The sequence below is a fragment of the Oceanobacter kriegii DSM 6294 genome, from assembly GCF_000422845.1.
Taxonomy (GTDB): Bacteria; Pseudomonadota; Gammaproteobacteria; order Pseudomonadales; family Oceanobacteraceae; genus Oceanobacter; species Oceanobacter kriegii.
The window spans coordinates 207272-226131 of record NZ_AUGV01000009.1 but is presented as its reverse complement, the minus strand read 5'-3'; the positions used below and the strand labels follow the sequence as shown (position 1 = coordinate 226131).

Sequence of the window (18860 nt, the reverse complement as noted above, 5' to 3'; positions counted from 1 at the left end):
TAGTAGGCACTACGAGATACGTTCAACCAACGACAAAGCCAGGCAGTGCCAAAACGTTCTCGATGATCTCTTATGAATCGGTATCGCTCTTCTCTTGTTCCGCGAGAAATCGTTGCCACTTTTTTACCAGATCGAGCTCCTTTTTCAGGCGCTCATTCTCTCGTTTCAGCTTGCGAAGCTCACTGGATTCCTCGGGTTTCGATGCTGTTTTCTTTGCTTTGCTCACGTTCGTCTTCACTACGTTTGATGGTTTCCGAGAGGGCTTTAGCTGACCTTCCCGATATTCTTTTCGCCATCGTGACAGCATGAACGGGTGAATGTCCAAACGCTCTGCAACTTGCTGCACTTGAACATCATCTTCAAGACTCATCTCAACCGCCGAGCGTTTGAATTCAAGTGAGTATTGTTTTGTCTTTTTCTGGTTCTTGTAAGCTGGCATAGAGCACCTTTTCGTAGTTAAAAAGGTGTCCGGTAAAACGGGGGAAGATCAATGTCCGACTTAATAGCCGTTGTTAGAACTCTTAGTTGAATTCAGACTCTATCAATGCTTGCTTTTTAGATTTTTCTATAAACCCTAATACAGCTTTCTCTGTCAGTGCGTCACGTAACTTCATTGCTTCTTTGTACCCCAAATAAATAGTTTCCGGGTTGTGACTAGAATATTCGTTATATTTATTTTTGAACTTTGGAAAAGAAACGACCAACTGATGAATTTCGTCGGATTGGGAAAAGAAAATTACCGACAAGCTTACTCCATAACCAAAATTCCAATCACCATTCCCGACCTTCCAGAATGTCTGATAAGTATTAACTTTACTAATCTCTTTTTCTAGCATTACCTTTTTTGATGATGCCTTTAGATTCCACTCTTTATACTTATCGATAGCTTCTATTAGGCTGTTCGCCTGATCTCTTGTGATAGTAAAACCAGTTAAATAGAGATTCTCCTTTATATAGAAATCAAATATTTTCCTTTCTAAATCATAATCGATACGGGTTGCCATATCATATTGCTTCTTCCAAACATCATTGAAATATTTTGGCGTAATTTCGCTTGTGTATTGAATTGCTTCTCCAAATGACGCACCGGAAACAACTAGCCCTATAACCAACAACATGTATCTCATTTTCTATTACCCCCTTTCAAAATTATAACGCCTTGCTAAACGGCAGCCGAAGCGCAGCGCGGGCTGTCCGGTGAAGGCCGCGTCTTTTGCGGCCGGAACGTATTTGAGAAATTTGTTATGAACCAACGCCAAGAAAACTTAAAATGACACCTGCAATTGCACTTCCTGGAACAGAGACAGATAAATCATAGAGCCACTGCAATGCATTTTGATTTTTTGCTTTGTTATTGGTTTTTAGAGATTCAATGGTAGAAGTGAAACCTTCTTGTTGCTCTAGCGTTAATTCATGAAAATGCTTCGAAGCTTCGGATACAAATGAAGCCAAAGAATCCGAGTTAACACTCACATTAAGATTTACAATATCGCCACGAACGTTATGACCTTCATTATCTGATATTTCAAGTTCCACATTGTGTGGTACATCGACCCTTATTAGATCACCACCAATATTTGTGCCTTTGTTCCCTTTAATAATTATTGCCATATAAATCTCCTTGATTCATAACAGTTTATTAATACGCATACGCGATTCCTAAGTCAGGCGGTTTTGAACAACCGTCCATAACCTACTGGTTTTCAGAGCCACTCACCTAGTACTGGTAATTCAATCACCGAGTTAATGCGCACTAACTCAACTCTTCTGTTCGCAAGGTCTCTTAAATCAGCCACTTACGCTACCAGCTGGATAAAAAACGAGCAAACCATTTCAGCCAATTGCGCATGAATACTTGATGCGGGCACGGGGTAAGAAGGTACAGGTACGCTGCTGGAAGGCTAACTTTTACGGGCGGGCCGTCGGAGCGCCGCTCTACCGCGCTCCCATCACTTTCTCTGGTAAAAAAAGAGGATCAAACGTTTCTGCGGAAGGCTCTTGAGAGCCTGCCTCAATCATCATCCTGCATAGGGATGCTGTAGATCCCGGCGTCCAGTCCTATCAGGCGTTTGTTCACCTCGGCTTGCTCGACCTCACTCAAGGCGTCTACAGCTGCATCCTGCTGAAACAGGTGCTTGCCGGTATCGGCGTTGAATCGGATTCGGCCAATGATGCGGCCGTCGTCGCTGATGCAGTCGAGTTCTTGCTGGATGGGGAAAAACAGCACGGTGTGGTCCTTGGTTAGTTATTGTTGGGTCGTGATGATGGTCCGGATTTTCTCACGTTCAAGCGCAGCCGTCCTCTTTGAAAAGCCACCCTGCAAGTATTAAAAAAGCCGCTCACCTTGCGGTTGAGCGGCTTTTTATCAACTACCAGCTGTCAGTTACCAGTCGTCAGTTACCGGCAATCTGTCGCCAGTCACCTGCCGCCAGAAACCGATAACGAGCTTGCGCAGCGGCGAAAACCGCTGCGCTGGTGATTACTGAGCCAGACGCTTGTACTTCACACGCTTAGGCGCAGCATCGGCACCCAGACGTTTCTTACGGTCGGCTTCGTACTCGGTGTAGTTGCCTTCGAAGAAGTTGACCTTGGAGTCGCCTTCGTAAGCCAGGATGTGAGTGGCAATACGGTCCAGGAACCAACGGTCGTGGGATACCACCATCACGGTGCCCGGGAAGGCGTCGACGGCTTCTTCCAATGCACGCAGGGTTTCTACGTCGAGGTCGTTGGACGGTTCATCCAGCAGCAGTACATTGGCGCCCTGCTTCAGGGTGTAGGCCAGTTGCAGACGGCCGCGTTCACCACCAGACAGCTCACCCACGCGCTTCTGCTGGTCACCGCCCTTGAAGTTAAAGCGACCAATGTAGGAGCGGCTTGGGTATTCCTTGCCGTTGATGTTGAGCATGTCCTGACCGTCGGAAATGGATTCCCATACGGTTTTGCTGTCGTCCAGTTCGTCGCGCAGCTGTTCTACGAAAGCCAACTTGACGGTTTCACCCGTCACCACTTCACCGGAATCCGGCTGTTCAGTGCCAGCAATCATGCGGAACAGGGTCGACTTACCGGCACCGTTACCACCGATGATGCCAACAATGGCACCGGCCGGTACGGTGAAGCTCAGGTCGTCGATCAACACGCGGTCGCCGAAGGACTTGGTGACGTTGTGGAATTCAATCACTTTGTCGCCCAGGCGTGGACCAGGCGGGATGTAGATTTCGTTGGTTTCGTTACGGGTCTGGAATTCGCGGGAATTCATTTCCTCGAAGCGAGCCAGACGGGCCTTGGACTTGGACTGACGGCCCTTGGCACCTTTGCGAACCCATTCCAGTTCGTGCTTGATGGCCTTGGCGTGGGCATCTTCGGCTTTCTTTTCTTGCTCCAGACGCTTCTCTTTGGCTTCCAGCCAGGTGGTGTAGTTACCCTGGTAAGGAATGCCGTGGCCACGATCCAGTTCCAGAATCCACTCGGCACAGTTATCCAGGAAGTAACGGTCGTGGGTAATGGCCACTACGGTGCCCGGATATTCTTCGAGGAATTTCTCCAGCCAGCCTACGGAATCGGCATCCAGGTGGTTGGTTGGTTCGTCCAGCAACAGCATGTCTGGCTTGGACATCAGCAGGCGGCACAGGGCCACACGGCGACGCTCACCACCGGACAGTTTGGTTACGTCGGCGTCCCATGGCGGCAGACGCAGGGCGTCGGCGGCGATTTCCATCTGACGGTCGAGGTCGTGACCACCAGCGGCTTCAATGATGGCTTCCAGACGGCCTTGCTTCTTGGCCAGTTCGTCGAAGTCAGCATCCGGTTCGGCGTAGGCAGCGTATACCAGATCCAGTTCGGCCTTGGCGTTCACCAGCTCGCTCAAACCGTCTTCAACGTTACCTTTAACGTCTTTGGCCGGGTCCAGTTCCGGCTCCTGCGGCAGGTAGCCAATGTTCAGCTCTGGCTGTGGGCGGGCTTCACCAATGAAGTCCTGGTCGACACCGGCCATGATCTTCAACAGAGTGGATTTACCGGAACCGTTCAGACCCAGTACACCAATCTTGGCGCCAGGAAAGAAAGAAAGTGAAATATCGCGCAGAATCTGACGCTTGGGCGGAACAATCTTGCCCAGACGATTCATCGTGAAGACATACTGTGCCATGGTGAACCTCATAACTTGATAAACCGCGCCAAACTACTCAAAAGCACGGTCATTGGCAAACAAAGGGTGGCCTGTCTCGCAATTCCTCTGCACACCGCTATCTTCTGAAGGGCCATGTGAAGACCAACAGCCAACGTTACAGCAAGAGAAACCGGGATAGTCAGGTTTGATCTGATCGACAAATGATCAAACAGTTGCCATTCTGATTGGCTTCCGGCTCTTTCTAAGTAGAATCAGCAGGCTCAGGACAGGGAAAGTTTTATGTCGAGTGAATCACACACCGGAGATGGCCAATATCAATGGCCAAGCCAAAAGCGCCTGCTCACCATCTCCTGGTTGATTATGGCGGTGCTGTCGCTGATCAACCTGTACAGCATTTATGTCGACGAACAACGCTATCTGTTAACCCAGGCGGAAAACAGCACCCGCGACCACGCTCGTCAGGTCACCGCGATCTTACAGGCCTATTCCGCCGTTCAATGCGACGACACCCCACAAACCGGCCTGTTGCCAGACGACCCCACCCCTGCCGCACTATTGATTGAGACCGCTGCCAACGCCGTTTTCCTGGATCGTTACGGAGCGATTTACCATCACCGTGGCGACTTCATGCCCGATATCCTCAGCTTCGAGCAAGTGCAGCGCGAACTCGGGCTGATTGCTCCCGGCATGAGCAGCCCGGTGATTGTTGGTGACGCCACTTATATGGTCAGCCACTGCGTCAGTGGCGAAAGCAACTGGGCCATCAGCCAGGTACCCAACAGCATCCTGCAAGACGCCCTGCTGGAAACCGCCCAGCCAGCCATGGTGTTCGCACTGGAAGACAGCATGGGGCAGCGCTTGCTGCCGAAAATTCGCGGCCACGCCGAGCTGGCACGTCTGTCAATTCCCAACAGCAGCTGGCAGCTGCTGGCTTGTGAAGTGGAAGGCTACATCGCCGGGCAAATTGCCGAACGCCTGATGAGCCCACTGATTCTGATTTTGGTGATGAGTCTGGTGGTACTGACGTCCATCCGGCTGCAAAAACAAACCGAGCAAACTGCCAGACAGGCAGAAATTGCCAGACTTCATGCCGAAGCCCGTGCCGACCTGGTGTTGCAGTCGATTGAAGACGCGTTGGTATCGACCGACTCAAAAGGCAACATCACCTATTACAACCCGCGCGCGGCCACCTTGTTTGGCATGGACTCGGCGACACCATCAACCATGCCTTCAACTGCACCTTCAGCTGGCCACTCCTCCACAAGCCCATCTCCAGTAACCGATCCGGGCTCGACCGCTGCTGCGGCCTATTTAAATGGCAGTGACGGCCGCTGGCTTAACCAGCCACTGGAGCAGGTTTGGCCGCACCCTCGTGCACTGTGGACCCACGGTTTGAGCATTCGAGAGCTGGAAGCCTTGCAGGATCAGGGTCGCACCCTGTCTGTGGTGGTCGGCGAAGAAGCCCGCGTGCTGGAGCAGAACTACCACCCGCTGTACCGCGACAACCAGATCGACGGCATCGTCTGGATTCTGCGTGATATCAGCACCTCGGTGCGAACCCGTCAGGAACTGGAGCGCAGTCGCCAGCGCTATATGTCGTTGTTTGAAGAAGCCGGTGTGGCGCACTGGGTGCTCGACCTCTCTGGCTTTAGCAACAGCCTCGACTCCATCGCCCTTGCCAACGCCAACAATGCCGCCGTTGAACTGGCTGGCGCTGGCAGCAAACCGCAAATGCAATTGCAGTTTGCCGAGCTGTTCCAGTTGGGTTGCGACAAGCTGATCGAATGCCTGCAACAAATGCAGCAGTCGCCCCATCGCATTGTCGAAGCCGAGCTGCAATTAAAGCGGCTGGATGGCCCGGTACGGGTGTTGTCGGCGCACTTCAGCAGCGGCATCGACCAGCAGGTGATGGTCAGCCTGATCGACATTACCGAGAAAAAACGCGCCAACGAATTAACCCGCGAACAGGAAGCCTTCTGGGGCGCGGTGATGGCCGCCATGCCCGACACGGTACGGGTCGCCAATCTGGATGACGAACTGCTGCCAAGCATCGTCTACAGCAACCGCAGTGCCGCCGAGACTCTGGGTTACCTGCCCGACAGCAGCGTGGACGCCTACGACTGGCCACAGTATTGCGCCACACCGGAATGCAAACAGGGCATGCAGGAAACCCTGCGCCAGCTGCGTAATTGCGGCAGCAACGAGCCGCTGCTGTTTCGGGGCAAATTCCTCGACGCCAACGGCACTCACCGGGTTATTCAGCTGGAATACACCCCTTTCCGGCGAGACATTGAAGGCCAGGTCGACCGCTATATCTGTACCTCACGGGACATCACCGAAGAGGTCACCAAACAGCAACAGATTGTCGACAGCGAAGCGCGCTACCGTCTGGTGGCTGAAAACATGACCGACATTGTCTGGTCCACCGACACCCATCTGAACTTCACCTTCGTCAGTGCCTCCATCGAACGGCTGCTGGGGTACACCTCGGCCGACCTGTTTGAACTGGGCATCGGTACCATTTTCGACAAGCGCGATATTCGCCGGCTGTTCAAGGAATTCCGGTCGCGCTTGCGGGTTGTTCTGAAAGCCGGTGAAGAAGAACACCACAAGGTGCTGATTCAACGGGACATCACCGCCCGCGCTCGCAATGGCGAACGCTACATTCTGGAGTTACAGGCCACCCTGCTGTGGAATTCCAACGGTGTGATGGAAGGCATTCTCGGGGTTTGCCGGGACGTGACCGAAGCCCGCCAGAACCAGCGCGAGCTGATGCTGGCGTCCGACGTATTTGAAAACTCCAACGAAGCCATTCTGGTCACCGACGACAAATTCCGCATCGTCAAAACCAATCGGGCGTTCTCGCTGATTACCGGCTTTGACAGCAGCGAGGTGCTGGGCAAAACACCGGAAACCCTGCTTGGCCCAGAGCACAACAACCACGACTTCCTGTCGGAAATGATGGAAAGCCTGCTGCACGACAGCTACTGGCAAGGGGAGCTGAAATTCCTCTGTCAGAACGGCGCGGTACGTACCTCCTGGACCGGGGTCAGCATCATTCGTGACGGTGAAAACAACATCCAGAGCCTGACCATCATTATGTCGGACATCACCGACCGTAAGGTGATTGAAGAACGCATCCACAAACTGGCGTACTTCGACCCACTGACCGGGCTGGCCAACCGCACCCAGATGCACGAACGCCTGGATCTGATGATGCATCGCGGCGACGGCAAAAACCGTACGGCATTGCTGTTCATCGACCTAGACCGCTTCAAGCCCATCAACGACTCGTTCGGCCACCCGGCCGGGGACAAGATTCTGGTGCAAGTGGCCGGGCGTCTGCGTAATTGCGTCAAGTCGACCGACATTGTGTCGCGGATGGGCGGCGACGAATTCACCATTTGCCTCAACTTCAGCGCCGGTGACGACGACATCGCCACCCTCTGCCAGCAAGTGGCCGAACGCATTCTGAAAGAAGTGAACAAGCCCTACTACATCGACAAGCACCAGCTGTTCCTCAGTGCTTCGGTCGGCATCGCCATCTACCCGAACGACGCCCTGACGGTGATCGAGCTGTTGAAAAACGCCGACATGGCGATGTACCACGCCAAGGAATCCGGCCGTAACAACCTGCAATTCTTCAATGCCGACATGAACCGTCGGGCGGTCGAACGCATGCAGCTGGAAAACGACCTGCATCAGGTGATTCAGCGCAACGAGCTGTACATGATGTTCCAGCCGCAGTTCGACTCCCGCTCTTTGCGCCCGGTGGGGGTGGAAACCCTGCTGCGCTGGCATCATCCGGATCGCGGTGACATTCCACCGCAACTGTTTGTCGACATTCTGGAAGACACCGGCCTGATCGTGCCGATTGGCCGCTGGGTGATCGAACAGTCCTGCTTGCAGCTGGCGCAGTGGCTGGAACAGGGCATCGACCTCGACCTGATCGCCGTCAACGTCTCAGCCCGGCAGTTCAAGCACCCGGATTTCGTCTCCGAAGTGAAAAACGCCATTCTGCGCTCGGGCATTCATCCCCATCAGCTGGAACTGGAGCTGACCGAATCCATCCTGATTGACGACATCGACTACACCCTGACCTTGCTGCATGAGCTGCGTGAGCTGGGCGTGCGTATTGCCATCGACGATTTTGGCACCGGCTACTCCTCGCTCAACTACCTCAAGCAGTTCCCGGTCGACATGCTCAAGATTGACAAGAGCTTCATTCAGAACCTGCCGTCCAACCGCAACGACGCCCAGATCACCCGCACCATCATCGCCATGGCGCACAACCTGGGCTTGGCGGTGATTGCCGAAGGGGTCGAAAACAACGACCAGCTCGATTTTCTGGTGCGCTCACGCTGCGAGAAAATCCAGGGCTTCCTGCTGTCGCGGCCAGTGCACGCAGAACAGCTGGTCGACTATCTGAAAACCGGTGCACCGGAAGACATCACGCTGGCAGACGCCGAGGCAGAAGTGAATTCAACTCACCCCGCACATGAAGAATGATCACGTGCCAGTGGCGGGCATTTTGCGGTAGAATGCCCGCCCTTTTTCTTTAATCTGGCGCAAATCGGCATTTCCTTGCCGTTTTCATGCCCCCATTAACTCTATTGAGGATGCCCGGATGTTTAGCCGCGATATGAACATTGCCGACTTCGATCCTGAACTGTGGACTGCCATGCAGGCAGAAGATGCCCGTCAGGAACACCACATCGAACTGATTGCTTCCGAGAACTACACCAGCCCACGCGTGATGGAAGCACAGGGCTCCCAGCTGACCAACAAGTACGCCGAAGGCTACCCGGGCAAGCGTTACTACGGTGGTTGTGAACACGTTGACGTGATCGAACAACTGGCCATCGACCGCGCCAAGGAACTGTTTGGCGCCGGTTACGCCAACGTTCAGCCTCACTCCGGTTCCCAGGCTAACGCTGCTGTATTCATGGCGCTGGTCAAGCCAGGCGATACCGTACTGGGCATGAGCCTGGCACACGGTGGTCACCTGACTCACGGTGCTTCCGTATCCTTCTCTGGCCGTATCTACAACGCCGTTCAGTACGGTCTGAACGCCGAAACCGGCGAGATCGACTACGAAGAAGTTGAGCGTCTGGCCAAAGAACACAAGCCAAAAATGATCATCGCAGGCTTCTCTGCTTACTCTCGCGTGGTTGACTGGGCTCGTTTCCGCACCATCGCTGACGAAGTAGGCGCTTACCTGTTCGTTGACATGGCCCACATCGCGGGTCTGGTTGCAGCAGGCGTTTACCCGTCTCCAGTTGGCATCGCTGACGTTGTCACCACCACCACTCACAAAACCCTGCGTGGTCCACGTGGTGGTCTGATCCTGGCCAAGGAAGACGAAGAGCTGAACAAGAAGCTGAACTTCGCTGTATTCCCTGAATCCCAGGGCGGCCCATTGATGCACGTGATCGCCGCCAAGGCCGTGTGCTTCAAGGAAGCGCTGAGCGAAGAATACAAAGCCTACCAGGCCCAGGTGGTTAAAAACGCCCAGGCCATGGCCGAAACCTTCATCAGCCGTGGTATCAACATCGTTTCCGGTGGTACTGACGACCACCTGTTCCTGGTTGACCTGATTGGTAAGGAATACTCCGGTAAAGACGCTGACGCCGCCCTGGGCCGCGCCAACATCACCGTGAACAAGAACTCCGTACCAAACGACCCACGCTCCCCGTTCGTGACCTCCGGTATCCGTATCGGTAGCCCGGCTGTGACTTCCCGTGGTTTCAAGGAAGAACAGTGCGCGCAACTGGCTGGCTGGATCTGTGACGTGTTCGAAGGTCTGGAAAACGGCAACTCCGACGCCGTTGAAGCCGACGTTAAAGCCAAGGTTGTTGCCCTGTGTGAAGAATTCCCGGTTTACCGTTAATTCAACACACGCAGCGTGTAATGCGCTGTAGCAAGACCAGCAAACGCCCCGTAAGCGCCGCTTACGGGGCGTTTGTGTATCTGGAGTCTGGAGTCTGGAGTCTGGCCAGTTATTGTGGGAGAGAGCTTGCTCTCGATAAACACACCCAATCGGCAGCAAGCTACCTCCCACAGCCTTCCTGTAGGTCGGATAAGCTTGCGCCATCCGACAAGGGGACAGCGCAAACACGTCAGATGGCAGCCGCTTCGCGTCTTTATCTGACCTACAAACTCCCACCCGACTCCCGACCTTCAAACAAGGTATTTTGCGCCACACTGGACATTTTACGACACCCAATTTTAGTGCCAGTTTTCATCAACAGATCCTGACAAAGTCTGTGATATCAAGGCCAAACCAGATAACTATCAACAACTTGCAGACACCGCTGTCACACGCTCGCAACAATTGAGTAACACCTTTCCATCAGGGGGCGTTTTTTTGGTTGCCCCTTCAAGCATTTTTCATAGAATTGCGAGCAATTTCCTTTCTGTCAGTCACCCACAAAGGAGGCGTCATGGACACTGTTTTTGGCCCAGCCCAAACCCAATGGACACCGATCAATGAAACTGGCCTGCAACAACGCATCAAAGCCGCGGTTGCTCGTATCCCGGAGCGCCAGAAAGCCCTGTGGGAATTGATTCGATTGCCGTCACCGGAAATCTGGGAGCAGCATCCCTGGGCCGATGAAGGCTGTGGTTTCTGGGTTGTCGCCACCTACGGCCGCTGCTGTGTGTATTTCAATGATGTCACCCACGGTTTCGCCGTCAGCCGCTTCAAACGTTGGGGCAATATCGACCACTTTGAAACCAAACCCGACGAACTGGACGACATTCTCTCCGAGCTGGTACAGAACGACGCTGAAATCGTTGCCTGAACCCGGTCGCAGGAGTAGAATTGCGCGCTTTGGCCAAAGCGCCTCCATTCGCTCTTTAGATCACCGTTCAGCTTATGCACTGTCCATTCTGCTCACATTCAGAAACCAAGGTGGTCGATTCCCGCTTGATGGCCGACGGAACTCAAATCCGTCGCCGTCGCGAGTGCTGTGACTGTAACCAGCGCTTCACCACCTTTGAAACCATCGAGCTCAATCTGCCGCTTGTCGTCAAGCAAAGCGGCGAACGCGAAACCTTCCTCGAAAACAAACTCCGCAGCGGCGTATTGCGTGCCCTCGAAAAGCGTCCGATTGCTGCCGACGCGACCGATGCCATGATCAACCGGGTACTGCAAACCCTGCGCAATCTGCACGAAAAAGAAGTCAGCAGCCGTCATATTGGCGAGCTGGTGATGGCCGAGCTGCGTCAACTCGACGAGGTAGCGTTTGTGCGCTTTGCCTCGGTATACCGCAGCTTTCAGGACATTGAAGAATTCCGCGCCGAAATCGAACAGCTGTCGCAGCAGGTTCCGGCCAACCAGCCAATCGGCGAATTCACCACCGACATCAAACCGGCGGTTTCCGGAGAGCCACTGCCATGAGCACGCTGTCTGGCAAAACCCCGGATCAGGTATGGATGGCCCGTGCGCTCAAGCTGGCCGCCAAAGGCCTCTACTCCACCAGCCCCAACCCTCGGGTTGGCTGTGTGATTGTTGGCCGTGATGCAGACGGCAACGAAGTCGTCGTAGGCGAAGGCTGGCATCAAAAAGCCGGTGAACCCCACGCCGAGGTCAACGCCCTGCGTGCGGCTGGTGAACGTGCCCGTGGTGCCACCGCCTACGTCACGCTGGAACCTTGCAGCCACTATGGCCGCACACCACCTTGCGCCAAAGGCCTGATTGAAGCGGGTGTGGCCCGTGTTGTTGCCGCCTGCGCCGACCCCAACCCTCAGGTTGCCGGTCGTGGTTATGGCATGTTGCGCGATGCCGGTGTCGACGTCACAGAAGCCTGTCTGGCGGCAGAAGCCGAACAGCTCAATGTTGGCTTTATGAAGCGCATGCGCACTGGTTTACCGTACGTGCGCATCAAGCTGGCCCAAAGCCTTGATGGCCGCACCGCCATGCAAAGCGGTGAAAGCCAGTGGATCACCGGGCCACAAGCCCGTAGCGACGTGCAACGACTGCGAGCCCGCAGCTGTGCGGTAATTACCGGCGCTGACTCGGTCTTGATCGACAACCCGTCGATGACCGTCCGACCCGCCGAGACCGGCATTGAACAAGCCGAGCAGCTGTGGCGTCAGCCCCTGCGCGTGCTGGTCGACAGCCGTCAACGAGTGACGCCGGAGGCCAAACTGTTCAGCCTCGCAGGGGATATTCTGATTGCCTGCCACAACGAACCGGGTGCCGACTTCAGTGCCTGTGAAGCCCGGGTCAGTCACTGGCAAGCCGCTGCCAGCAACGACAAGGTCGACCTCGAAGCCCTGCTGCGTTATTTGGCCGAGCAAGGCTGCAACGAAGTGCTGGTCGAAAGTGGCGCTCAACTGGCGGGCGCCTTTGTCGCCGCCGGTCTGGTCGACGAACTGGTGGTGTACACCGCTCCAACGCTGTTGGGCAGCAACGCCCGACCGCTATTGAATTTGCCGTTCGACCGCATGCAACAGCAACTGCGCTGGCAGTGGCAGGATGTCCGTATGGTTGGCAACGACCTGCGTCTGACCCTGACCCCGGCGGCTACCGAACAAGAGGAACACTGATGTTTACCGGTATTATTGAAGCCGTAGGCACCATCAGCCAGGCCCAGCAGGTTTCTGGCGATATCCGTCTGGTGATCAACACCGGCGCGCTCGATCTGGCCGACGTGCAGCTGGGTGACAGCATCGCCACCAATGGCGTCTGCCTGACTGTGGTGGAGCTGACCGGCTCAGGCTTTGCCGCCGACGTCTCCCGCGAGTCACTGGCCCATACCCGCATTGGCGAGTGGGCTGCTGGCACCAAGGTGAATCTGGAAAAGGCATTGCTGCCGACCACCCGTTTGGGCGGTCATTTGGTCAGCGGCCATGTTGATGGCGTGGGCATTGTGCGCAGCCGTGAAGCGGACGCCCGTTCGATCCGCTTCAGCATCGAAGCACCGGCGCAACTGCGCAAGTACATTGCCGCCAAGGGGTCCATTACCGTGGATGGCGTCAGCCTCACCGCCAATGACCTGACCGCCAATGGCTTCACCCTCAACATTGTTCCGCATACGGCCGCTGAGACAACCCTGATTTCCATTCAGGCGGGTGATCAGGTACACCTCGAAGTTGATATGATTGCCCGCTATCTGGAGCAGCTGCTGAAACCGGAAACGGTCACACCGCAATCCCGCCTGACCGAGGGATTTCTGGCAGAACACGGCTTTATGAAACGCGGCTACTGAACCGCCTTTCCTAGCTACATTTCCGGGCTGCTTTCGGACGCGTAGATCCGGGCACAGAAAAAGTCGGCGTCAGACCGACAGCGTAATGCAAATGGCTGTAACATCAGCCAGACTTGAACGTTGGAACCAGCAAACAGGCTAGAGCATGGCACTGAACAGCATTGAAGACATTATTGCCGACATTCGCGACGGCAAAATGGTCATCCTGATGGATGACGAAGACCGCGAAAACGAAGGCGATATCATTGTCGCTGCCGAAAAAGTAACGCCGGAAATCATCAACTTCATGGCCACCGAAGCCCGTGGTCTGCTGTGTTTGACCCTTACCGGCGAACGCTGTGATTTCCTTGGTTTGCCTTCCATGGTAGCCAGCAACGGCGCCAGCTTCTCGACCCCGTTCACCGTGTCGATTGAAGCCGCCGAAGGCGTCACCACCGGTATTTCGGCCGCCGACCGCGCCAAGACCATTCTGGCCGCAGTCAACCCGATGGGTAAGCCGGAAGACATCGTTCAGCCGGGTCATATTTTCCCGCTGCGTGCGCGTCCGGGCGGTGTACTGAGCCGTGCCGGTCACACTGAAGCAGGTTGTGACCTGTCACGTCTGGCTGGCCTGATTCCGGCCGCAGCCATTATTGAAGTCATGAACCCGGACGGCACCATGGCCCGTCGTCCGGAACTGGAAGTGTTTGCCGAAAAACACAACATCAAGATCGGCACCATCGCCGACCTGATCCACTACCGCATCAACAACGAAAAAACCGTTGAGCTGGTCAGTGCAGACGATGTTGAAACCGAATTCGGCACTTTCAAACTGCACACCTTCCGCGACACCATCGAAGGCAACACCCACCTGGCACTGACCATGGGTGAAATCAACGCCGACGACCCAACCGTGGTGCGTGTGCAAACCAACAACTACCTGCGCGACGTGCTGGGCATGCGTCCGCAACAGGGTTCAAGCTGGTCTTCCCAGGCTTCCCTGAAGCGCATTGCCGATGAAGGCAAGGGTGTACTGGTGGTGTTGTCTGCGGGCCAAAGCGAAACCATCGACGCCAGCCTGGACGATTTTTTCGGCCGCGCCCGTCCGGTACGCAGCCCCAACAAGGACAGCTCCGGCGCCTTCCTGACCATTGGTACCGGTTCGCAGATTCTGTGCGAACTGGGGGTTCAGAAAATGCGCCTGCTCAGCTCTGAAATGAAGTACAGCGGCATCTCCGGTTTCGGTCTGGAAATTACCGAATACCTGCCGTTTGATGCCGACTAACGAACGTTATACGAATTATTGGAAGCTCACATGAAAGACATTCAAGTCATCGAAGGAAACCTGACTCCAAACAGCGGCAAATACGCCATTGTTGTGGGTCGCTGGAACGCATTTGTTGTTGAAAGCCTGCTGGAAGGTGCGGTCGACAGCCTGCTGCGCCATGGCGTTGAAAAAGACAACATCACCATCATCCGTGCACCGGGTGCCTTCGAAATTCCACTGGTAGTACAGCGCGTTGCTGCCACTGAGAAGCACGATGCCATCATCGCCCTGGGCGCGGTCATCCGTGGTGGTACGCCTCACTTTGAATACGTTGCTGGCGAATGCACCAAGGGTCTGGCCTCCGTTTCACTGGAATACGGCATCCCGGTTTCCTTCGGCGTACTGACCGTAGACAGCATCGAACAAGCGATCGAACGTTCCGGCACCAAAGCCGGTAACAAGGGTGAAGAAGCAGCGATGTCTGCCTTCGAAATGGTTTCCCTGCTGAACGCTCTGGAGGACTGATTCGAATGTCCCGTGCTTCCGGCAACCACAAACCAAGCCCTGCTGCGCGTCGCAAGGCGCGTCGCTTCGCGGTACAGGCACTGTATCAATGGCAACTGTCTGGCGCCAACCTGGGCCAGATCGAAGCTGAGTTCCGTGCCGACAACGACATGAGCAAAGTCGACCTGGAATACTTCCACGACATTCTTCATGGCGTGCCAAAGGATTGCGCAACACTGGACGAGAAAATCACTCCACTGCTGGATCGTCGTCTCGATGAGATGACTCCGGTTGAAATGGCCATCCTGCGTCTGGGTGCATTTGAAATGCTGCACCGCATCGACGTGCCATACAAAGTGGTGATTAACGAATCGGTAGAACTGGCCAAAACCTTCGGCGCCACCGACGGACACAAGTTCGTTAACGGCGTACTGGACAAACTGGCCCAGCGTACCCGCAGTGTCGAAATTCGCGGTGGCAACAAGCCTGCCTCTTCCGGCAAGCCATCCCGCCCAAGCGAACGCTGATCATCAGCACTGCGTCGATGAGTTCCGAATTTGAACTGATCAAACGCTGCTTCAGCGAAGGGTATCCTCACAGCGAGGATACCCTTTTTGCGATTGGTGACGACGCCAGCCTGGTGCGTCCACCGGCCAACGCCATTCTGGTGCAAAGCCTCGACACCCAAGTCGCCGACGTCCACTTCCCGGCCAACGCCCCCGCCAACCTGATTGCCCAACGTGCCTTGCGTTGCGCTGTCAGCGATCTGGCTGCCATGGGCGCGCGCCCACAAGCTTTCCTGCTGGGCCTGACCCTGCCCCACAATAAACCCGACTGGCTCGATGATTTTGCCAACGGCCTGCGTGCCGGAGCCCACCAGTGCGGCATCGCCCTGATTGGCGGCGACACCACCAAGGGCAAACAACTGGTGGTCAGTGTATCGGTACAAGGCTGGATTGATAGCCAGCACGCCAACGCCCGTAGCCTGCGCCGCAACAACGCCCAAGCAAACGACGACGTGTGGGTCAGTGGTGTGATTGGTGAATCGGCACTGGCACTGCCACAAATTCTGAAACGGCCGGACTGGCAAGACGGCCTCGCCGAAGCCTATTACTTCCCTAAGCCGAGATTAGCGCTTGGCCAGGCATTGCATGGACTGGCCCACGCTGCCATGGATATTTCCGATGGCCTGCTACAGGATGCCCGCCACATTGCCGCAGCCTCCGGCGTTGCAATACAGCTGGATGGCGAACAGATCCCAACCGCAGCACCACTGGGCCATCCGGACTGGATGACCTGCCTCAGCGGCGGCGACGATTACGAGCTGCTGTTTACCGCGCCTGCATCGGCACGAGCAGCGCTTCAGCAACTGTCCCACACGCTGGATTTACCGCTTAGCCGCATTGGCGTTTGTTCCGATGCTTGTTTAACCAGTTCGTCAGAAACTGGCTCAGATAAGCCAAAACCCGTCACCTTACTGCTGAACGGCCAACCCGTGGTTGCCCGACAAGGCGGTTATCAGCACTTCTGATCCGCGTCGCTGTTTGTTGAAATCGGTCAAGGATTCAACAGGAACCAAATCTGTAAAGTGCGGGTCAGTGCTTCTCAGAACAACGACTCCCGGATGCCCGACCATGAAATTTCTGACCCCAGTGTACGCACTGATGCTCGCCAGCAGCTCGCTTTACATCAGCAGCAGCCACGCCGACACCTCCGTCACACCGTCTTCCGCCATGGTGCAAGCAGCCACCGTGCAGGTATCGGCCAGCTCGGAAGTCAAATCCATGCCCGACTACGTGCTGGTTAACCTGCAACTGAACGACACCCAGCCAACGCTGGAAGAAGCCAAAACCAGTGTCGACAAAGCTTTCGGTCAGCTGCTGAACATCACCAATGAGCTGAACATCCCACAAGGCATGGTGCGGGCCGAACAAATCCGCAACTACCCGCGCTATCAATGGAACCGCGGCGACCGCCGCTACACCGGTGAAGAAGTCTCCCGCAGCGTGCAAATCAGCCTCTACGACCTCGACCAATACACCAGCCTGATTGACCACCTGCTGCAACTGCCACTGGCGCAAATCCAGAACAGCAGCTTCCTGTTTGAAGACCCGACCAAGCTGGAAAACGAGGCCCTGCAAAGCGCTCTGCTGAAAGCCCGCGACAAAGCCGAGCTGATGGCCGCCACCATGAAGCGCGAACTTGGCGGTGTTATTTCAATGGCCGAAAACGGCAACCACGCGCCATCGCCCATGGTATTCCGCTCGGCCTTTGCCAAGGCAGAGTCAGCCGACACCTCCTCCAACATGATGGTGCAGGAGCAAAGCGTCAGCACCTCGGTGACGGTGCAGTTTGAATTGAAATAATCCGTCGATTCCTCACCTTGCATCAAAGCAGGCTTAGAGCGCACCATTAGCGGCTTTGATGCACAGACAGGAACACCGAATGACCGCTAGCACCGAGCCCCACACTCCGAGCATTCAGCCAGGCCACTACCGCCATTACAAGGGCGCCGACTACGAGGTATTTGGTCTGGTGCGTCACAGCGAAACCGAAGAATGGCTGGTGCATTACCGCACCCTGTACGGCGACTACAGCCACTGGGTACGACCGTATGAGATGTTCGTCGAGCAAGTCGTGGTTGATGGTGAGTCCGTCGACCGCTTCGCCTATCAAGGCCCAGCCACGAACCAAAACGACAGCGAGAACGCCCAATGACCCCGGCCATCAAACTCGCTCAAAAACAGAAAATTGCCCACACCGTGCATGAATACCACCACGACCCCAGAGCGGAGTCTTACGGGTTGGAAGCGGCGGAGGCGTTGGGCATCGCCGCCGAGCAGGTGTTCAAAACCTTGCTGGTCGCCCTCACCGGCCACAAAAGCCCACTGGCGGTTGCCATTGTGCCGGTGAACAAACAGCTGAGCCTGAAGTCGATTGCCAAAGCGCTGGGGGCCAAAAAAGCCGACATGGCAGACCCAAAAGTGGCGGAAAAAACCACCGGCTACGTGGTCGGAGGCATCAGCCCGCTGGGGCAGAAGAAAGCCCTGCCAACCGTACTCGACAGCAGCGCCGACGCCCTCGCCACCATCCATGTATCAGCTGGCAAACGCGGGTTGGAAATTGAACTCAGCCCCGCCGATTTACTGCGTCTGACCCGAGGCACCAGCGCCGCTATTGCAGCCTGATGTTCACAGCAGAGCGGCTGCGGCCGCTTCTGCTACCTGGGAATCATTCGGGCCATGAGCACCGCTGACGCCCACCGCTCCCACAAACGAGCCGTCCTTCAGAAACAAGGGCACACCGCCTTCCAACGGGGTCACCCCCGGTGTTGCCAGAAAGCTCGGCTTGTTGTGGTCATTGATGTAATCCTCAAAAGCCTTCGATGGCTTGCGCAGCAGGGCTGCGGTTTTGGCCTTGCCAATCGCCACCGATGGTGAAATCGCAATGGCGTTATCGTCACGCACCAGCGTCACCAACTCGCCACTGTTGTCGACCACCGCCACGGTGATCACCCAACCATTGCTGCGGGCTTCTTTCAAAGCCGCGGCCATCACCCGTTCAGCTCCGGCCAGCGATACCGTTTGCTGAGGTATTGCCAATGCGCTTGTATTCCCGCTGGCCTCTCCTGTCGTCTTATCCACATCAGCCTGAGCCGTGGAGATCAGGGACAGACTCAAAGACACGCTCAAAGACAGAGCCGCCACAGAGTATTTCAGTTTACGCGTCGTCAACATACTTCAGACTCCTTTCTTACAAGTGTTAGTTC

General features: G+C 55.5%; 19 protein-coding genes. 13 read left to right on the top strand and 6 right to left on the bottom strand.

Annotation, left to right across the window (positions count from 1 at the left end; translation table 11 throughout):
- Positions 1–70 precede the first annotated feature (70 nt).
- From G516_RS0108635 to ettA, 5 genes are all read right to left on the bottom strand, one after another.
- Positions 71–439, bottom strand: coding sequence for a transposase (locus G516_RS0108635; RefSeq protein WP_028293315.1), 369 nt, complete (start codon positions 437–439; stop codon positions 71–73).
- A gap of 82 nt (positions 440–521) precedes the next feature.
- Complete coding sequence (locus G516_RS0108630; RefSeq protein ID WP_156878990.1) at positions 522–1118, bottom strand: hypothetical protein; 597 nt, start codon at positions 1116–1118, stop codon at positions 522–524.
- Between the two features lie 124 nt (positions 1119–1242).
- Complete coding sequence (locus G516_RS0108625; protein ID WP_028293313.1) at positions 1243–1611, bottom strand: hypothetical protein; 369 nt, start codon at positions 1609–1611, stop codon at positions 1243–1245.
- 400 nt (positions 1612–2011) lie between these two features.
- Positions 2012–2227, bottom strand: a complete 216-nt coding sequence (locus tag G516_RS0108620) for a hypothetical protein (protein ID WP_028293312.1) — start codon at positions 2225–2227, stop codon at positions 2012–2014.
- Positions 2228–2479: 252 nt separating this feature from the next.
- On the bottom strand, positions 2480–4144 hold the full coding sequence (gene ettA / locus G516_RS0108615; RefSeq protein ID WP_028293311.1) for an energy-dependent translational throttle protein EttA: 1665 nt from the start codon (positions 4142–4144) through the stop codon (positions 2480–2482).
- 261 nt (positions 4145–4405) lie between these two features.
- Here ettA and G516_RS23830 point away from each other — a divergent pair, with 261 nt between their 5' ends.
- From G516_RS23830 to ybaK, 13 genes are all read left to right on the top strand, one after another.
- A complete protein-coding gene (locus G516_RS23830; protein ID WP_028293310.1) occupies positions 4406–8635 on the top strand; it encodes a sensor domain-containing protein in 4230 nt (1409 codons plus the stop codon).
- A gap of 118 nt (positions 8636–8753) precedes the next feature.
- Positions 8754–10016, top strand: coding sequence for a serine hydroxymethyltransferase (glyA, locus tag G516_RS0108605; protein WP_028293309.1), 1263 nt, complete (start codon positions 8754–8756; stop codon positions 10014–10016).
- Positions 10017–10569: 553 nt separating this feature from the next.
- Positions 10570–10929 carry a hypothetical protein gene (locus G516_RS0108600; protein ID WP_051219113.1) on the top strand — a complete coding sequence of 120 codons (360 nt, stop codon included), beginning with the start codon at positions 10570–10572 and terminating at the stop codon, positions 10927–10929.
- Positions 10930–11003: 74 nt separating this feature from the next.
- A complete protein-coding gene (gene nrdR / locus G516_RS0108595) occupies positions 11004–11528 on the top strand; it encodes a transcriptional regulator NrdR (protein WP_028293307.1) in 525 nt (174 codons plus the stop codon).
- Complete coding sequence (gene ribD, locus G516_RS0108590) at positions 11525–12679, top strand: bifunctional diaminohydroxyphosphoribosylaminopyrimidine deaminase/5-amino-6-(5-phosphoribosylamino)uracil reductase RibD (RefSeq protein WP_051219111.1); 1155 nt, start codon at positions 11525–11527, stop codon at positions 12677–12679. The genes nrdR and ribD overlap by 4 nt, the downstream gene beginning before the upstream one ends.
- Positions 12679–13341: a riboflavin synthase gene (locus G516_RS0108585; protein ID WP_028293305.1), complete on the top strand. Its 663-nt coding sequence runs from the start codon at positions 12679–12681 to the stop codon at positions 13339–13341. Before ribD ends, G516_RS0108585 begins: the two co-directional genes overlap by 1 nt.
- A 145-nt stretch (positions 13342–13486) precedes the next feature.
- Positions 13487–14605, top strand: coding sequence for a bifunctional 3,4-dihydroxy-2-butanone-4-phosphate synthase/GTP cyclohydrolase II (locus G516_RS0108580; RefSeq protein ID WP_028293304.1), 1119 nt, complete (start codon positions 13487–13489; stop codon positions 14603–14605).
- Positions 14606–14635: 30 nt separating this feature from the next.
- Positions 14636–15112 carry a 6,7-dimethyl-8-ribityllumazine synthase gene (gene ribH, locus G516_RS0108575; protein WP_028293303.1) on the top strand — a complete coding sequence of 159 codons (477 nt, stop codon included), beginning with the start codon at positions 14636–14638 and terminating at the stop codon, positions 15110–15112.
- Positions 15113–15117: 5 nt separating this feature from the next.
- Entirely contained in the window at positions 15118–15618 is a 501-nt protein-coding gene (gene nusB, locus G516_RS21700; RefSeq protein WP_051219109.1) for a transcription antitermination factor NusB, read from the top strand.
- Positions 15619–15635: 17 nt separating this feature from the next.
- Entirely contained in the window at positions 15636–16622 is a 987-nt protein-coding gene (gene thiL / locus G516_RS0108565) for a thiamine-phosphate kinase (RefSeq protein ID WP_028293302.1), read from the top strand.
- A gap of 103 nt (positions 16623–16725) precedes the next feature.
- Entirely contained in the window at positions 16726–17457 is a 732-nt protein-coding gene (locus G516_RS0108560) for an SIMPL domain-containing protein (RefSeq protein WP_028293301.1), read from the top strand.
- Positions 17458–17536: 79 nt separating this feature from the next.
- Positions 17537–17809: a DUF1653 domain-containing protein gene (locus tag G516_RS0108555; protein WP_036535319.1), complete on the top strand. Its 273-nt coding sequence runs from the start codon at positions 17537–17539 to the stop codon at positions 17807–17809.
- The gene (gene ybaK / locus G516_RS0108550; RefSeq protein WP_028293299.1) at positions 17806–18279 is read left to right on the top strand and encodes a Cys-tRNA(Pro) deacylase; all 474 of its coding nucleotides are present in this window, start codon (positions 17806–17808) and stop codon (positions 18277–18279) included. Before G516_RS0108555 ends, ybaK begins: the two co-directional genes overlap by 4 nt.
- A 3-nt stretch (positions 18280–18282) precedes the next feature.
- Here the strand turns inward: ybaK and G516_RS0108545 are convergent, their stop codons facing one another.
- Positions 18283–18828, bottom strand: a complete 546-nt coding sequence (locus G516_RS0108545) for a GlcG/HbpS family heme-binding protein (RefSeq protein ID WP_084644958.1) — start codon at positions 18826–18828, stop codon at positions 18283–18285.
- Positions 18829–18860: the final 32 nt, after the last annotated feature.

Coding starts and splice junctions, on each gene's coding strand:
- ybaK (WP_028293299.1), top strand. CDS start 17,806: ATGACCCCGGCCATCAAACTCGCTCAAAAACAGAAAATTGCCCACACC.
- G516_RS23830 (WP_028293310.1), top strand. CDS start 4,406: ATGTCGAGTGAATCACACACCGGAGATGGCCAATATCAATGGCCAAGC.
- G516_RS0108585 (WP_028293305.1), top strand. CDS start 12,679: ATGTTTACCGGTATTATTGAAGCCGTAGGCACCATCAGCCAGGCCCAG.
- G516_RS0108635 (WP_028293315.1), bottom strand. CDS start 439: ATGCCAGCTTACAAGAACCAGAAAAAGACAAAACAATACTCACTTGAA.
- G516_RS0108625 (WP_028293313.1), bottom strand. CDS start 1,611: ATGGCAATAATTATTAAAGGGAACAAAGGCACAAATATTGGTGGTGAT.
- ribH (WP_028293303.1), top strand. CDS start 14,636: ATGAAAGACATTCAAGTCATCGAAGGAAACCTGACTCCAAACAGCGGC.
- ribD (WP_051219111.1), top strand. CDS start 11,525: ATGAGCACGCTGTCTGGCAAAACCCCGGATCAGGTATGGATGGCCCGT.
- glyA (WP_028293309.1), top strand. CDS start 8,754: ATGTTTAGCCGCGATATGAACATTGCCGACTTCGATCCTGAACTGTGG.
- G516_RS0108630 (WP_156878990.1), bottom strand. CDS start 1,118: ATGTTGTTGGTTATAGGGCTAGTTGTTTCCGGTGCGTCATTTGGAGAA.
- nusB (WP_051219109.1), top strand. CDS start 15,118: ATGTCCCGTGCTTCCGGCAACCACAAACCAAGCCCTGCTGCGCGTCGC.
- nrdR (WP_028293307.1), top strand. CDS start 11,004: ATGCACTGTCCATTCTGCTCACATTCAGAAACCAAGGTGGTCGATTCC.
- thiL (WP_028293302.1), top strand. CDS start 15,636: ATGAGTTCCGAATTTGAACTGATCAAACGCTGCTTCAGCGAAGGGTAT.
- ettA (WP_028293311.1), bottom strand. CDS start 4,144: ATGGCACAGTATGTCTTCACGATGAATCGTCTGGGCAAGATTGTTCCG.
- G516_RS0108545 (WP_084644958.1), bottom strand. CDS start 18,828: ATGTTGACGACGCGTAAACTGAAATACTCTGTGGCGGCTCTGTCTTTG.
- G516_RS0108560 (WP_028293301.1), top strand. CDS start 16,726: ATGAAATTTCTGACCCCAGTGTACGCACTGATGCTCGCCAGCAGCTCG.
- G516_RS0108555 (WP_036535319.1), top strand. CDS start 17,537: ATGACCGCTAGCACCGAGCCCCACACTCCGAGCATTCAGCCAGGCCAC.
- G516_RS0108580 (WP_028293304.1), top strand. CDS start 13,487: ATGGCACTGAACAGCATTGAAGACATTATTGCCGACATTCGCGACGGC.
- G516_RS0108600 (WP_051219113.1), top strand. CDS start 10,570: ATGGACACTGTTTTTGGCCCAGCCCAAACCCAATGGACACCGATCAAT.